Here is a 15,087-nt window from a genome sequence, read left to right as displayed (position 1 = left end):
GGGTTCCGACAAGTTCTGGACAAGGATTGGAACATGACCCTCATCGCCATCGAAGAGCACTGGCTCACCCCCGATCTGACCGCCGCCCTCAAAGCTGTGCCGCGCCCGGACGAAAGTCTCGTCCTCAACGAGATGGGCGATAACCTTCAGCGCCTGGAAGACCTGGGCGCCGGGCGGATCGCCGCCATGGACGCCCAGGGGATCGACGTGTCGGTTCTCGCTCTGACGCCTCCCGGCACCCAGCCGTTGCCCCCAGAGCAGGCCGTGCGGCTCAGCCGTGCCGCGAACGACCTGGCCGCCGCGGCTGTGGCCGGCCACCCGAGGCGGTTCCGCGCGCTGTCGACGTTGCCCATGTCCGCACCGGAGCACGTCGCCGACGAGCTCGCCCGGGCCGCGGGAGCCGGGCATGTCGGCACCATGGTCTACGGCCGCTCCGGCGACCGCTTCCTGGACGACCCGGCGTACGAGGACTTCTTCGCCGCCGCGGCGGAGCTGGGACAGCCGGTGTTCATCCACCCGCAGATCCCCTCCGACGCGCTGCGTGACGCCTCCTACCGCGGCTTCGACGCTATGACCGATCTGGCGCTGGCCACGTTCGGCTGGGGCTGGCACATGGACGCCGGCACCGCGGCGCTGCGCCTGATCCTGCGCGGCACGTTCGACCGGCACCCGAAGCTCCAGGTGGTGCTCGGGCACTGGGGCGAGATGCTGCTGTTCTGGCTGGACCGGGCCAACAGCCTGTCTCGCATCGCCGGCCTCCAGCGTTCGGTGTCGGACTACATCCGGTCGAACTTCTACATCACCGCCTCCGGCATGCTGAACCCGGCGCTGTTGCGGCACGCCCTGACGGTCACCACTGTCGACCGGCTGATCTTCTCGACTGACTACCCGTTCCAGCGCCCGACCCACGACGACATCACCGCCTTCGTCGGACACTTCACCTCGGAGGAGGACCGGCGGAAGTTCAGCTGCGGCAACGCGGCGGCGCTTTACGGCATCGAGCTCTGATCAACCTCAGGCAAGGTCCGCGGCAGGCAAGGACCGTGACAGCCTGAAGTGCCCCATGATGTCGGTACTGATCGCCTGCCGTCGCTGGGCCGTTCGCCGGCTTCGGGTGTCATCGGCATCTGCCCGCACCGGGACCGCACGCGATCAGCGTTCCGTCTCCTGGCGCTGACGGGCGGCCGTTCGGCGCAGCACGACCTGGGGCAGGACCAGCCAGGCGGTGGTGAACCAGAGCAGGACGGCGGCGCTGAGGATCCACGCCACCGTCGCGTTGCCGGTGGCGGTGCGCAGCAGGAGCAGGAGCGCGGCGGCGATGGTCAGGGCCAGGGTGACGAGGCCGGTGGCGATGAGCCGGCCGGCGACGTGGACCAGTTCCGGTTTCATGCCGTGGCCGGCGAGGAAGCGGTGGAAGGCGACGGGTGCCACGAGCGCGCCGGTGGCGATGGCGCCCAGGACGACGGTGGCGTCGTAGAGGTTCTTGTCGAAGTCGGGCAGGCTCGCGAACCGGGGGGTGAAGGCGACGCTGAGGAGGAAGCCGAAGAGGATCTGTGCGCCGGTCTGGCACACGCGTACCTCTTGGAGCATTTCGCTCCACAGCCGGTCCGCCCGTTCCTGAGGTGTCTCCTGCCGGCCGGTCCCGGCCGCGTCTTCGCCGCTGGCCTGTGCCACCGTGCGCCTCCCTCGTCCTGTGCCACCCCGACAGCCCGACTCGCTCTATGCGGGGTGTCCGGCGTCGATGTCCTTGGCGTCGTGGAACGTCAGCGGCCTGCCGTTCGATGCGGTCGCGGTGTCGAGAGGTTCGAGGAGGAGGCCCAGGTGGTCGCCCCAGTCGGCCCGGTCCAGCACACGGCCGGCGAACCAGGCCATGGCGCCCGCCAGTACCGGAACTCCGTACGGACCGGCCTCCCACGACGTGGCCGCGAACTTGTCGACCTCGTCGCCCGTACGGCCGCCGAAGAGCTCGGCGAGCTCGTGTCGGTCTCCCGGGAGCAGGTGGACCACCAGCACCTGCGAGCGTGATGCGACGGCGTGGGTGCGGTTCGCCTTGGAGATCCACACAGCGAACCGGGGTGGCTCGATCGAGCACTGGCCGGCGAAGCCGACCAGGCACCCCGCGCGCTCCTGTCCGGCCGCCGCGGTGACGACGTACACCGGGTAGTCCAACAAGGCGGTGAAGGATTCGAATCGACCCATGATGCTGTTTCTTCCCTCGGATCTGGCAGCTATGGCCGGGGGCTCCGAAGCCCGTCGCCGGCTGCGGGGGACGGGTGGAGGGCGCGTCGCTGGAAGCCGCCGTGCCTACGGTGTGCGGGCCTCTGCCGTCGCCCTGCACGCCCCCGGTGGACAACCCGGCCGGCGGCTCTCCTCTCGACCCGATGCCAGGACGCGGATCGGCGAGCGGCCCTGGCTCCTCACGGCCGGTCGTCGTGGAGACCGCAGAGCCAGGCGAGCGCCTGGTAGGAGCCGAGGACGTAGCCGGCGTCGGTGCCATCGCGCAGGGCCGTGCGCAGCTTCACGGCGGCGCTCCGGCACTCGGCGAGGAGTTGATGGCGGCAGGGCCCCAAGGTCCCGGGTGACGGGACAGCGGTCAGGGGTGCTTCGGGCTGGGCTCCGGTGGCCCACTGGTAGGACGCCAGCACGCCGTGCTCGAAACCGGTGCACGGCGAAGGCCGCCGGCTGACCCCCTTGATCGCCTCGAACACCTCGTCCTGCCCGTGCGCCCCTACGGCGGGCGCAGTCGTCTCGTCTGTGGTCATGTCAGCAAAGTACGTCCGCGAGCCATCGGCCGCCTCCCCGCCCGGCCGGGCCCCGCGCGCCCCGCCCATGTCAGGCAACCGTGATCAGGCGACCGTGCCGGACGGCACCCGCCAGCGGCGCAGGCACCATGGAGGAGGACCTCCACGCCGTGCACCCCCGGCAACCGCTGCCCGCCCCGGCCCCGCGGTGCTGCGGGCCATTCCCTCAGTGTGCCAGTAGTTGGTGTCGAGCAGTGTGCCGTCGACATCGAACAGCGCTGCGGCCGGCATCACAACCTCCCTCACTCACTCACGCCCGGGACCGGGGATCCCCATCGGTTCGACGCTACGACTCGCCCCGGCGCCCCGCACGGCCACCCGTTTGCCGTACCGGATCGCGGACAGGCGGACGGCATGGACGATCGGGAAACCACACCACGCACCGTCGTGATCACCGGGGCCAGCGGCGGCATCGGCCGCGCCTGCGCGGTCGCGTTCGCCGCCCGCGGGGACCGGCTCGCACTGATCGCCCGGGGCCGGGCCGGCCTGGAGGGGGCGGTGCACGAGGCCGAGCGGGCAGGCGCCGCCAAGGTGATCGCCATCGAGACGGACGTCGCCGACGCCCAAGCGGTGGAGGCCGCCGCCGAGCAGGCCGAGGCGCAGCTCGGGCCGATCGACGTGTGGGTCAACGACGCGTTCGCCTCCGTCTTCGCGCCCTTCACCGAGATCGCCCCCGAGGAGTTCCGGCGCGTCACCGAGGCCGCCTACCTCGGCTACGTGTACGGCACCCGCGCCGCCCTGAAGCGGATGCTGCCGCGCGACGCGGGTGTGATCGTGCAGGTCGGTTCGGCGATCGCCTACCGCGGCATCCCGCTGCAGAGCGCGTACAGCGGCGCCAAGCACGCGATCCAGGGCTTCAACGAGGCGCTGCGCTGTGAACTCCTGGCCTCCGGCACCGGGGTGCGCACCACGATGGTGCAGATGCCGGCGGTCAACACCCCGCAGTTCGACCGGGTCCGCTCCCGCCTGCCCGAGCGGGCGCAGCCGGTACCGCCGATCTACCAGCCCGAGGTCGCCGCCCGCGCCGTGCTGCACGCGGCCGGTCGTCCCCGCCGGCGCGAGTACTGGGTCGGCGCCAGCACGGTGGCGACCCTGGTGGCGAACGCGATCGTGCCCGGGCTGCTGGACCGCTACCTGGCCAGGACGGGGTTCGACTCCCAGCAGGACGGCCACCGGCGCCGCGTCGGCGAGCCGGACGACCTGTTCGAACCGGTGGACGCCGGAAAGGACTTCGGGGCGCACGGCCGCTTCGACGACCGGGCCCACGCGCGAAGCCTGCAGCAGCAGGCGGCGCACGCGCCCGCCGCCGTCGCCGCCGGGCTGCGGCGGGCCGCCGGACGGGTGGGAGCGGGTTTGCCCGCCGCCGCGACCGGGTTTCTTACACGGATGCGGGGCAGAGGAGCCCTGCTGTCGTCGGAAAGGAGGGCGTGACGTGCCCAGCGGATCGAGCCCCAAGCGGGAGCGGCAGTACGAGCACATCAAGGACAGCGCACTGGACCGCGGTGCGAGCGAGAAGCGCGCGAAGGAGATCGCCGCCCGCACGGTGAACAAGGAACGCGCCCGGCACGGTGAATCGAAGACCGCCAGCCGCAGCTCGCTGCAGGACATCTCGTCCTCCCGGCGTGGCGGCCAGCGCTCGCACAGCGGCGCCCAGGGCCCCACGAAGGACCAGCTGTACAACGAGGCCAAGCAGCGCAACATCCACGGCCGCTCGAAGATGAACAAGAAGGAACTCGAAGATGCCCTCGGCCGATAGGAGCCCCACCATCATGGGCACCGTTCCCGTGCCGCCCGACCCTGATACCAGCCCGGTCCCGCCGCCCCAGCCCCCGCAACCGCCGCTACCGCCGGAACCCGTGAGGCCCCCGGGCCCGCCCGCGCCGGTGGAGCCGCCGGTGCCACCGGACCCGCCGGCGCCACCCGGCTCACCCGTACCACCGCCCGAGCCGTACCGCCCGCCCGAGCCCGGCCCGGAGCCGGCGGCCCTACCGCAGCCGGGCAGCCCCCGCCCGCCGGAGCCGCCCGACTGAACCCGGGCCGCGGCGACGCAGGCCGGTGACGCCTGGACGCGCCAGCCGTCGCCGGGCTTGGGCTGGCGGCGCGGGCGTCGACGCCGACCGCCCGTCGCCGGGCCCGGAGCGACCAAGGCGGGTGTGCCCCAGCCGTCCCGGGCCCGGCGACGATGCTGTCTCGAGGTGTGCAGCCGACCGGTGTTCACCAGTAGTGGCGGCGACCACCGACCTCGTGGCCCACTGCGCCCATGACCCACAGAAGTAGGCCGATGAGGGCCAGGACGATGCCGATGGTCCACAGGATGGAAATACCGGTGACGAATCCGATGACGAGGAGGATGACTCCGAGAGCGATCATGATGAACTCCGTTGTTGGCTCCCCCCGCCGATGCACTTCTCCGCCGGTGCGGAGAAGGATTCACTCCCTTCGCTGCCGGACCTGACTGCGCGCGGACCGCTTGCAGGCACTCGCGCTCGCGGCATGACGCGCGAACGCCCCGCTCCGCCCCGCCGCTCTTGCCATCGGGCGGCTCGACTACGGCCGATCAGTCGGCCGGGGGTTGCTGCGGCCGCCCGCCAGCATCCTGCTCAGGGGCAGGACGGTCGGCTCCAGCCTGGTCGTGCCGGGCGTGCTCGATGTGTTCCTCGTTCTTCTCGTCGACCTCGTCCTTGAGATGCGAGAGGTCCTTGGACTTCCGGTGGGCTTGCTCACGGTCGAACTCCGTCAACGGACTTGCCTTCCTGCGTCGCCGGTGGATACCTGCCGGGGCCGGGGCGTCAGTCGGGCCATGCGCCGGTCAGGCGATGGGTTCCGACCGCGCCACTGCGGTCGATCGCGGCCCTGACCAGAGCGAACACCGCCCCCTGCAGGGCGGCGGCGGTCAGGACTTCCTTCCAGGTGCGGTCCTGGTCAGTGGCTTGGGGTGCTTCCGCCTCATGTCCGAGCAGAGCCCACAGGCGCTTGAAGACCGCACCCGCGATGACCCCACCGAGGGCGCCGAACAGCAATCCGAGCGGCTTGTAAAAGATCTTCACCATAACGATCTCCCGGTACATGCGACCGCCGTGAGGACGCGGCTGCCTGGCGTCTGTCCGAAAATGGCGCGGCCAACCGCCGCCAGGGACGCAGGTTGCCTGGGGGATCAGATGGCGGGCAGGTCGGTGAGGTCGTCCACGTGCTCTTCCGCCCCGGATTAGCGTGCGCTGCGCACGCATATGGTGATAGGGTCAATGTGAAGCGTGCGCAGCGCACGCAGTTGCTGCGACGGCACGAAGTACGCCGACCGGACCATCGGCACCGCCCGCTGACCTCCGCCACTCCCCGCCGCCACACCCCGCCGTCATGGCCGGCAGCCAGGGCATCGCGGCCGCGCAAGGCCTGACGGGTCTGGCTGGCACTGCCACAACGCCGGGCCATCAGAATGTCTACGGCGAGTAAGCCTGGCCTATCGGCGGTCAACTCCCCTCCGCCACAGGTCAACCAGGCGGAGTGGGGTTGTCTCCGGCAGCGTTTGCCGAGCGGCATTCGCAGTCCCGCGTACCGGGCCCCAGGATCGGGCCGCTCCCCGCGGTCGGCCGGATCAGCTCGGCGTTGAACTTGGCTCCGATCAGGAGCACCAGGTTGCAGATCCACAGCCAGACGAGGAACACCACCAGGCCCGCAAGCGAGCCGTACAGGCGGCGGTACGTTCCCGTCTGAGATGCGTACAGAGCGAATCCGGCCGACGATGCCAGCCACAGGCCCACCGCCAACGCGCCGCCCGGCGCCATGCGCCGTACCGGCCTCGAGACTGCCGGGCCCGAGCGGTACAGGACCAGTACCAGCGTGACGGCGATGATCAGGAGAACCGGCCACCGCAGGGCATCCCAGACAGCAATCGGAGCGTTCCCCCACTCGAACAGCCGGCCCACCCGGCGGGCCAGAGTCCCGGTGAACACCAGGGCCAGCGCGCTGACCACCAGCAACAGCACCAGCACCAACGCCGTGAGGACGATCCGTGGAGCCGTTCGTCGAACGGGTCGGGCACTGTCCAATCCCTCTATGGCGTACAGAGCTCGACGGAAGACCCCGAGGTAGCTGGATCCCGACCACAGGGCCCCGGCCGTGCCGAAGAAGGTCAGCAGCCAGGCGGCCGACCGTTGCTGGGCCATCTCCTGCAGAGCGCTGCTCAGCAGCTCCCGCGACTGGACCGGCGCGGCCCCCGCGATGTGCCCGATCACGCCGGCAGTGGACGCCGGCTGGGACAGACCGAATACCGACAGGACGACGAGGAGCACCGGAAAAAGGGCCAACACGGTGTAGTACGTCAGCGCGGCTGCCCAGTCGGTGAGGTTCTCCTCCCACACAGCTACCGGTGTACGTCGCAATGCCGCCCAGTAGACGGCGGGCCAGGCGGGGGCCTCGCGGGCAGCAGACGCGGAGGCGTCTTCGCCCGGACCGTCGATCCCCGCGACCACCCCCCGCTCCGCCGCCTTCCCGCTGAGCCCGCCGACGGCGTGCGCCATGGGCTTTGGTCGTCGGTCCCACAAAGCAACTCACATCCCAGCGGTAGAGCCATCGGGCGGCAACGGACCAGCGCACGGGGTGTTTTTGGTGGCGGCATCAGAGTTGCCGCGCGTCATCCGGGCCGGTCCTGGCCCCTGCCCATCCGCGCGTGCTGCGACTCAGAACGTGAGGCCGCCGTAAAACGGGCTGTAGTAGCTGCCGTACGCTTCCCGGGACCCGGCGTCGGTGTCCTGGTGCTTGTCCTTGTCGAACTCCGGGCCGTTCTTGATCTCGTCCTTCGTCCGGTCCACGTAGATCCTCTTGTCCTCCTGGTCGACCCGCACGACGGTTCCGGCGGGCAGCAGGACGTGCTTGCCGAAGATCCACGGGCCGGTGTCGACGACGAGGTACTGGGAACCGACCTCGTCGGAGTGCTTGTCGACCTTGCCGATCGGCCCGTCGGTCGCCTCGACGTGGAAGTCCACCAGGTCGGTGCCGGGGACCTGGCCGGAGGTCGAGCGGAACTCCCAGATGTCGATGCTGCTCATGCTTGTTCCCCTTCTCATAGGTGCCCACCGAGCTGTTCTCGGCCGACGCGTCCTTGGCTGCCCCGAATGCCGCGCCTCACACCTGACGGGTCGTGAGCCGTTGCGTTGCCGGTCAGCTGGCGGGGACGGGCACAGCCGACCGGGGGATTGAACGCCGCGCCACGACGGACGTGTCACCCTCGTCCGGCCGCCCCAACCGCCCCAACCGCCTCAACCGCGCCATCCGCGCCATCCGCGCCATCCGCGCCAACCGCGCCAACCGCGCCGACGCGAGCGGCCCGCGGATCAGCAGCGGACCCACTCTCGGCACGAGGAGCAGCGCAGTGCGGGAGAAGGCGCCGAACGGGCTTCCGAGTGTTTGGCGCCGTCAAGAACGGTCAGGTGCTTGTACAACCTCAGGTGCCTGTACAACCGGTGTCCCGGTCCGTGTGCCGGGCGCCGCAATGGTCGCCGACCCGACGGGAGAACAGCATGCCCATCAATCCCGGCCCCCCGGAACCAGGGCCCGAGCGCACTGCCGACGACGAACCGCACGTCAACCCTGGTCCCCCCGAGCTGCAGCCGACGGACAGCGGCGACCGGCGGAACCGCAACCCGGGGCCGCCCGAACGCCGTTCGCACGATTCGGCCCAAGGCCCGGACGCCGGCCCCCCGCACGCCAACCCGGGGCCGGCCTGAGTGCGGCTGCTCGGGAAAGGGCCGGTCCCACAGAGTCGGCGCCGTCCTCCGTCGGCCGGTAGAACGTTCACAGGATCCCTTGAATGACCGCATACCTCCTGGCTGTACTGTTCCTCGCGCTCTTCGGTCTCCGTGTCCGTCGCGACCGGCGCCGCTTCGGCAACGGGGTTCTCCTCGGCCTCGCGTTCGCGCTCCTGACCGTCGGCCTGCTGGGCGAACTCGACCGGCTCCCGACCGCCCTGACGCGCATGGCAAGCGGCGCGCTTCCGGTCGTCGCCACGGTGGCCAGCGTGGTGACCGCGACGATCCTGGTGGCCAACGGCATCACGGTGATCCGCAAGGAGGGCGGCCAGCCGGCCAATCTGCTCTCGTTGTTGGCCGGCGTGGGCGTCTTCACCCTCATCGCTCTGGTTCTGGTTGCCGTACGAGCCCACAGCCGTCCACTGCACATTGCCACGGCAGCCGTGCTGCTGCCGGTCGGCTACCTCTCGTTCCTCCTGCTGTGCTTCGTGGGCTACTCCCTCCTCTACGGACGGCTGACCGTCCGTCGCTCGGTCGACTTCGTGGTCGTCCTGGGCTCGGGGCTGATCAACGGCTCCGAGGTACCGCCGTTGCTGGCCAGCCGACTTGACCGCGGACTCGCCGTCCACCGGTCGCAGAGCGCGCGCACAAGCTCGCCGACGATGGTCGTCTCCGGTGGCAAAGGGTCTGACGAGCGGAGGCCGGAGTCGCAGGCGATGGCCGACTATCTGATCTCACGAGGAGTGCCGCTCAAGCAGATCGTGCAGGAGGACCGGTCGACCAGCACGGAGGAGAACCTGGAGTTCAGCCGGTCCCTGATGGAACAGGTCCGGCCGGGTTACCGGTGCGTGATCGTCACCAACAACTTCCACGTGCTGCGGTCAGCACTGACCGCCCGTAGAGCAGGCGTGCGCGGTCAGGTCCTCGGCGCGCCCACGGCGGCGTACTACTGGCCCAGCGCGATGCTCCGCGAGTTCGCGGCCGTCATCCTGTCGTACCGGATGGTCAACGTCGGCATGTGTGCGCTGCTCGTCCTGCTCGGCGCGGCAGACAGCTGGCGGGCCTGAGGCGCTCCCGGGCACGCGCGTCGGAACCAGGCGCGTGCCCGGGAGCGCCTCAGGCGGCGCCGAGCGCACTCACCGGTCCGGGGGTGTACCACGGCCAGTCGGCCAGGCGGGCCGGGACAGAACACAGTTCGCGTTCCGGCCGCTGATTCGATGATGCTGCCACCACCATGTAGGGAGAACACGTGCTGCACGAGAGCGACACCCGGCCCACCGACCAGCCCTCGGAGGATCTCGCCACACGGAAGCAGGCCCTGCGGCGGCGCCTGGAGCGGCTGATAGGAATCGCCGCGACCGAGGGCAACGAGCTCGTGCCGTTGCGCAACGGGGACGAGATCTTCCCCGCGATGCTCCAGGCCATTCACGAAGCCCAGTACACCGTGGACATGACGACGTTCGTCTACTGGCGCGGCGACATCGCCCACCACTTCGCCCACGCGCTGGCCAGCAAGGCACAGCAGGGCATCCGGGTGCGACTGCTTCTGGACGGCTTCGGCAGCCGCCTGATCGAACGGGACCTCCTGGACCTGATGGACGCCGCCGGCGTCCAGGTGGCCTGGTTCCGCAGGCCGGCCTGGCTCTCCCCGTTGAAGCAGAACCACCGCTGCCACCGCAAGGTCCTCGTCATCGACGCCCGAACGGCATTCACCGGCGGCGTCGGCATCGCCGAGGAATGGTGCGGCGACGCACGCAACCCGCAGGAGTGGCGCGACACCCACGTCCAGGTCCGCGGGCCGGCGGTGGACGGCATCGCAGCCGCCTTCGCCCAGAACTGGGCCGAATGCCGCGAGGACGCGCTCTACGACGCGGCGGACCGGTTCGGCGAACACGAACAGCCGGGCGACGCCGTCGTCCAGGTCGTCCGCGGGTCGGCCAGCGTGGGCTGGCAGGACATGCAGACCCTGCTACGCGTCGTCATCACCTCCGCCCAGGAGCGGCTGCGTCTCGCAACCGCCTACTTCGCCCCCGACCACTACTTCATCGACCTGCTCTGCACAGCGGCCTCCCGGGGCGTGCAGGTGGAGATCCTGCTGCCCGGGCCGCACACCGACAAGCGCGTGTGCCAGCTCGCCGGCGAGCGCTTCTTCGAGGAACTCACTGCGTGCGGCGTGAAGATCTGGCAGTTCCAGCCAACGATGATGCACGCGAAAGTACTGACCGTGGACGGTATCGCCACCCTGGTCGGGTCGACCAACTTCAACCGCCGTTCCCTCGACCACGACGAGGAGATCATGCTCGCCGCCGTCGACGAGAGGTTCACCGCGCGCCTGGACCAGCACTTCGACGAGGACCTCGCCCGCAGCGAACCCCTCGACCCGGCGCGCTGGCGTCGCCGCTCCGCAGGCCGACGCGTGCTCGAGGCCTCCACGGCACCGATCCGACATTTCCTGTAAAAGATCCCGCTGGTAGGGGCGCCGTCGCGAGCGCCGCGAGCCTCACCGGGCGGATGCACGACGTGGTCAAGTCCGGGAAGGTCCGCTACATCGGAGCCTCCTCCATGTACGCCTGGCAGTTCGCCAAGGCCCTGTACCTGGCTGACCTGAACGGCTGGACCCGGTTCGTGTCGATGCAGGACCACTACAACCTCATCCACCGGGAAGCAGAGCGGGAGATGCTCCCGCTCTGCGCCGGCCACGCGCAGCGGAACGTGCCCGTGGGCGCCGAAGAAGCTGACGTCCACCGACCGCTCCTGAGCTGGGTCGATTGGTTGACCTGACGGCCCTCCTGCCGTACTGATCCGTGTCGCGATCTGGCTGAAGCTGGGCATGCCGAGATCGATCACTTGGTGGTCGACGACGCCGGAAGTCCTTCGGGGGTTGACGTGAGGTCAGGCACAGGCGGAGTGAGGATCGCAGGGTCGGTCCGGCGAGGTGGAGGCCGCAGGTGCAGTCAGGGGGCACCTGGAAATAATCGGTTGCCAGTTGGCGATGGTGGTGGATGCAATGTCCGGCGTGATCATTTAGGTGCGCCCGCCACGGCGAGATGAGATGAACGCGTACCACCGGGCCTTGCCGCTCTGCGCACCGGGCGGACTGCACCGACTCGTCACAAGGGAGACGCCACGCATGAGTACGCCACCATCGCCGGCTGGGGCGGAGCGGACTGACGGATCGTCCATCCGGATCGGCGCTCTCGTTCCGCTGACTCGGCCCGGCTGGGTCGAGGCGGGCCAGCACTTGCTCGCCGGACTGGAGCTGGGCGTTCGCGAAGTCAACGAAGTCGGCGGGATCAGCGGAAGACCACTTGAGCTGGTGGTCCGAGACACCGCGGCTGATCCACAGAGGGCCGCGGCGGCCGTGGACGAATTGGCCGGCCTGGGGGTGGCCGCCTTGGCGGGGGAGTACCACAGCGTCGTCGCGCGCGCCGCTGCCGGCAGGGCCGACGCCCTCGGCCTGCCGTTCCTCTGCTCTTCAGCGGTTCTCGACGCGCTCACCGAACAGCCGACGGAATGGGTCGCGCGCCTCTCCCCGCCGCAGTCCCGCGGCTGGCAGGTCTACGCGGACTTCCTCCTCGGCGCGGGCCACCGTCGCATCGCCGTAGCGGCCCAGCCGAGTGTCTACTGGGCAACCGGTACCCGCATTGTGCGGGACCACCTCGCTGCACGCGGCGGCACCGTCGTCGAACTCGACATGAGTGCGCTCACCCCCGCGGACGTGTGCGACGAACTCGCCGACAATCGGGCGACGGCCCTTCTTCTGCTGGTCGGCCACCCGGATCCGGCAGTGCCGATCGTCAAGTCCGTCCGCGGCGACCAGCGCCTCGCCGAGATCTTGATCGGTGCTCCGGCCGGGCAACCGGAGTTCGCCGAATGGGCGACATCGCTGGGCGACGACGGCGCCGGGGTCCCGTTCTTGCGCTACTTGCCGCCCGAGGGCCTCAGCCCACTCGGTGCACGAGTCGAGAAGGCCCTGCGCGAGCAATTGGGCGAAGCGCCCTCCTTCGTCGCCTTCGAGGGCTACGACACGGTCATCGTCCTCGCCGATGTGCTGCGTTCTCACGGTGCGGACCGGGCACGCATCGCCGAATCCTGGCCGCGCGTCGTGGTCGTAGGCACCCGCGGGCAGATCCAGTTCTCCCGCGCGCCGGGCACCAGCGTCTGGCAATGGGCTGGGACGCCGATCCAAGTCGTTGATCGAGATCCGGCGGAACCCGATCGCTTCCGGATCCTTCACGCCGGCTGAGCCGAGGAGAGCACGGAGGTCCGACTTCCCGGATCTGTCCAAACTCGACTCGCCAAGGCGCTGGCCTGCCAGTTGCCCGCCGAGACCGGCGTGCCGCTGTCGCGCTGGACCTGCCCGGAGTTGGCTGCCGAGCTGACCGCGCGCGGGATCACCGACACCGCCTCCGCGTCCACGGTGCGCCGCTGGTTGCGCGAGGACGCGCTCAAGCCCCGGCAGTACCGGTCCTGGTTCGGCAACGGGACCGCAGCGGGGGAGGAGTGCTGGTGGATGGGCCGGGCCCGGCCCGTCGCCGAGACCTGAGCCATCTGCGTGTCAATCAGGCGGGCTCGTGTCGCCGGTACTTGTCGGTGCGTGCATGCGGAGCGCTCAGAGGGGTAGCCGAGCACTCATGGGACGGATCGCGGAACTCGACAGCAGGCTTTTCACGCGGGTGGCGCGCGCACGACTGCGCGGCGTCGATGTCTGGTTGCCCCGGCTGAGCCGGTCTGCGAACCACGGCGTCCTGTGGACGGCCTCGGCGGGGCTGCTGGCGGCCAGTGGTGACCGCGCCGCTCGCAGGGCCGCGCTGCGCGGCGTGGGATCGCTTCTCCTGGCCTCGGCGGCGGCCAACCTGGTGGCGAAGTCCGTCACGAGACGTCAACGGCCGCTGCTCAACGACGTACCACTGGTTCGCAGGCTCGCCCGGCAGCCCTTCACCACGTCCTTCCCGTCGGGGCACTCGGCGTCGGCCGCCGCCTTCGCCACCGGTCTCGCGCTGGAGTCACCGGCGCTGGGCGCGATCGCGGCGCCCGTGGCGGGCGCGGTGATGGCCTCCCGGGTCTACGTCGGCGCGCACTATCCCAGCGACGTGATCGCGGGGGCTGCCCTCGGCGCCTCGATGGCCGCACTCACGCTGCGCTGGTGGCCTCGTCGGGCCGACAGCCCGGCCAGCGCCGCACGGCCGGGCGTCGCCGTCCCGGCGCTACCACGTGGCGAAGGACTGAGTGTGGTGGTGAACAGCAGATCGGGCAGCTCGCTCCTGCCAGGCTTTGACGCCGACCCCGACGGCGTGGTCGCCGAGCTGCGCGAGCTGTTGCCGGCGGCCGACATCCGGGTGTGCGGCCACGAGGATGACCTGGCGAAGGTGATGGCCGAAGCCGCTGAAGGCTGCCGGGCGCTGGGCGTGTGTGGCGGGGACGGGACGGTCCACCTGGCCGCCTCGATGGCGTCCGAGCGGGGCCTGCCGCTGGCGGTGTTCCCCGGGGGCACCCTCAACCACTTCGCGGTCGACCTCGGGACGCACAGCCTGCGCTCGACGGCCGAGGCGGTTGAGGCCGGCAGCGGCGCCGCCGTGGACGTGGGCCGGGTATCCCTTTCCGGGGACAGCCACCTGTTCCTCAATACCTTCAGCCTGGGCGTCTATCCTGAACTCGTCTGCATCAGAGAGAAGTTGGAGAAGCGTCTCGGCAAGTGGCCGGCGTTGGCCGTGGCACTGGTCCGCGTGCTCGCCACTGCCGAGCCTGTCCGGATGGAGGTCGCGGGAGAGCCCCGACAGGTGTGGCTACTCTTCGCGGGCAACGGATCCTACGACCCGCCGGGCCTCGCCCCCAGCCACCGCAGCGCGCTGGACGAGGGGAAGCTCGACATCCGAGTGGTGGACGGCAGTCACCCGTTCGCCCGGACCAGGCTCGTCGCCGCCTTCCTCTCCGGCACTCTCGCCCGCTCCCGGGTCTACCGCGCGGCGCGACTGTCCGCACTCGACCTCACGAGTCTTCACGACATCACCCACATGTCACTGGACGGCGAGATCGTGGAGGCCCCCGACCGCTTGCGGCTGAGTAACGCCGCCAGGGGCCTGACCGTCTACCGACCCGAGCGACCCGCCATACCGTGACCCGGGACGGGGCCCGAACCGGGTCAGGATTCGCGAGGTCGTTCTACGAGCTTTGATCTGCACCCGGGCGATCTGTCGTACCAGGGGTGTGAGCTGACCGCCCTCCTGGTCGGCGGGGTTCTGCCCGATCGGGGGCCCGGCGGTCGTCGTGCCTCCAACGGCCGTGCTGGGCAACGTGCTGACCTCGGCGATCGCGGTCCTCGTCGGAGGCGCGCTGCCAGGCCTCGCCGGCGCGCTCGTCGCGGTGCCGGCCGCGGTCGCGCTCGGCCTGGTCCTTGACGAGTACGTCTTCCCCCGCACGGACAACGCCTGACCCGACGGGCCAGGCCCGGGCCGCTTCCGGGGTCTGCGGCGCCGAAGGTGGCTTGGCCGCCGTGATTCGGGTTAGACGGTGGCTGTGCTGAAAACATTGTGGGTTGCTCT

General features: G+C 70.3%; 17 protein-coding genes and 1 pseudogene. 10 read left to right on the top strand and 8 right to left on the bottom strand.

Annotated features, from left to right (window positions below):
- The first annotated feature begins 33 nt into the window (after positions 1 to 33).
- The gene (locus tag OG294_RS00505; protein ID WP_327064340.1) at positions 34 to 1,008 is read left to right on the top strand and encodes an amidohydrolase family protein; all 975 of its coding nucleotides are present in this window, start codon (positions 34 to 36) and stop codon (positions 1,006 to 1,008) included.
- A gap of 144 nt (positions 1,009 to 1,152) precedes the next feature.
- Here the strand turns inward: OG294_RS00505 and OG294_RS00500 are convergent, their stop codons facing one another.
- The 3 genes from OG294_RS00500 to OG294_RS00490 form a co-directional block, all read right to left on the bottom strand.
- A complete protein-coding gene (locus OG294_RS00500) occupies positions 1,153 to 1,674 on the bottom strand; it encodes a DUF6328 family protein (protein ID WP_327064339.1) in 522 nt (173 codons plus the stop codon).
- 45 nt (positions 1,675 to 1,719) lie between these two features.
- The gene (locus OG294_RS00495; protein ID WP_327064338.1) at positions 1,720 to 2,199 is read right to left on the bottom strand and encodes a flavin reductase family protein; all 480 of its coding nucleotides are present in this window, start codon (positions 2,197 to 2,199) and stop codon (positions 1,720 to 1,722) included.
- 218 nt (positions 2,200 to 2,417) lie between these two features.
- Positions 2,418 to 2,762 (bottom strand): hypothetical protein, encoded by a 345-nt coding sequence (locus tag OG294_RS00490; protein ID WP_327064337.1) that lies wholly within the window; start codon positions 2,760 to 2,762, stop codon positions 2,418 to 2,420.
- A gap of 393 nt (positions 2,763 to 3,155) precedes the next feature.
- Here OG294_RS00490 and OG294_RS00485 point away from each other — a divergent pair, with 393 nt between their 5' ends.
- Entirely contained in the window at positions 3,156 to 4,232 is a 1,077-nt protein-coding gene (locus tag OG294_RS00485; RefSeq protein WP_327064336.1) for an SDR family oxidoreductase, read from the top strand.
- 1 nt (position 4,233) lies between these two features.
- Positions 4,234 to 4,557: a plasmid stabilization protein gene (locus OG294_RS00480; RefSeq protein WP_327064335.1), complete on the top strand. Its 324-nt coding sequence runs from the start codon at positions 4,234 to 4,236 to the stop codon at positions 4,555 to 4,557.
- 458 nt (positions 4,558 to 5,015) lie between these two features.
- Here the strand turns inward: OG294_RS00480 and OG294_RS00475 are convergent, their stop codons facing one another.
- The 5 genes from OG294_RS00475 to OG294_RS00455 form a co-directional block, all read right to left on the bottom strand.
- Entirely contained in the window at positions 5,016 to 5,171 is a 156-nt protein-coding gene (locus tag OG294_RS00475; protein ID WP_327064334.1) for a DUF6131 family protein, read from the bottom strand.
- 187 nt (positions 5,172 to 5,358) lie between these two features.
- Positions 5,359 to 5,541 carry a hypothetical protein gene (locus OG294_RS00470; RefSeq protein ID WP_327064333.1) on the bottom strand — a complete coding sequence of 61 codons (183 nt, stop codon included), beginning with the start codon at positions 5,539 to 5,541 and terminating at the stop codon, positions 5,359 to 5,361.
- Between the two features lie 49 nt (positions 5,542 to 5,590).
- A complete protein-coding gene (locus OG294_RS00465; protein ID WP_442789094.1) occupies positions 5,591 to 5,851 on the bottom strand; it encodes a DUF4235 domain-containing protein in 261 nt (86 codons plus the stop codon).
- Positions 5,852 to 6,289: 438 nt separating this feature from the next.
- Entirely contained in the window at positions 6,290 to 7,318 is a 1,029-nt protein-coding gene (locus tag OG294_RS00460; protein ID WP_327064332.1) for a YihY/virulence factor BrkB family protein, read from the bottom strand.
- A gap of 159 nt (positions 7,319 to 7,477) precedes the next feature.
- The gene (locus tag OG294_RS00455) at positions 7,478 to 7,846 is read right to left on the bottom strand and encodes a PRC-barrel domain-containing protein (RefSeq protein ID WP_327064331.1); all 369 of its coding nucleotides are present in this window, start codon (positions 7,844 to 7,846) and stop codon (positions 7,478 to 7,480) included.
- 761 nt (positions 7,847 to 8,607) lie between these two features.
- Between OG294_RS00455 and OG294_RS00450 the strand changes: the two genes are divergently transcribed.
- The 7 genes and pseudogenes from OG294_RS00450 to OG294_RS00420 all read left to right on the top strand — a co-directional run bounded on the left by OG294_RS00450 (position 8,608) and on the right by OG294_RS00420 (position 14,977).
- Positions 8,608 to 9,612: a YdcF family protein gene (locus OG294_RS00450; RefSeq protein ID WP_327064330.1), complete on the top strand. Its 1,005-nt coding sequence runs from the start codon at positions 8,608 to 8,610 to the stop codon at positions 9,610 to 9,612.
- Positions 9,613 to 9,794: 182 nt separating this feature from the next.
- A complete protein-coding gene (locus OG294_RS00445; protein ID WP_442789093.1) occupies positions 9,795 to 11,003 on the top strand; it encodes a phospholipase D-like domain-containing protein in 1,209 nt (402 codons plus the stop codon).
- A 53-nt stretch (positions 11,004 to 11,056) separates the two neighbouring features.
- A pseudogene (locus OG294_RS00440) lies at positions 11,057 to 11,273 on the top strand (aldo/keto reductase); the annotation flags it as partial.
- A 402-nt stretch (positions 11,274 to 11,675) separates the two neighbouring features.
- Entirely contained in the window at positions 11,676 to 12,791 is a 1,116-nt protein-coding gene (locus OG294_RS00435; protein ID WP_327064329.1) for an ABC transporter substrate-binding protein, read from the top strand.
- 72 nt (positions 12,792 to 12,863) lie between these two features.
- On the top strand, positions 12,864 to 13,091 hold the full coding sequence (locus tag OG294_RS00430; RefSeq protein WP_327064328.1) for a hypothetical protein: 228 nt from the start codon (positions 12,864 to 12,866) through the stop codon (positions 13,089 to 13,091).
- A 28-nt stretch (positions 13,092 to 13,119) separates the two neighbouring features.
- Positions 13,120 to 14,664 (top strand): bifunctional phosphatase PAP2/diacylglycerol kinase family protein, encoded by a 1,545-nt coding sequence (locus OG294_RS00425; protein ID WP_327064327.1) that lies wholly within the window; start codon positions 13,120 to 13,122, stop codon positions 14,662 to 14,664.
- 148 nt (positions 14,665 to 14,812) lie between these two features.
- On the top strand, positions 14,813 to 14,977 hold the full coding sequence (locus OG294_RS00420; protein WP_327064326.1) for a hypothetical protein: 165 nt from the start codon (positions 14,813 to 14,815) through the stop codon (positions 14,975 to 14,977).
- Positions 14,978 to 15,087 lie beyond the last annotated feature (110 nt).

This window comes from Kitasatospora sp. NBC_01302 (genome assembly GCF_035976515.1).
Taxonomy (GTDB): domain Bacteria; phylum Actinomycetota; class Actinomycetes; order Streptomycetales; family Streptomycetaceae; genus Kitasatospora.
This window is presented reverse-complemented; position numbering and strand designations above follow the sequence as displayed.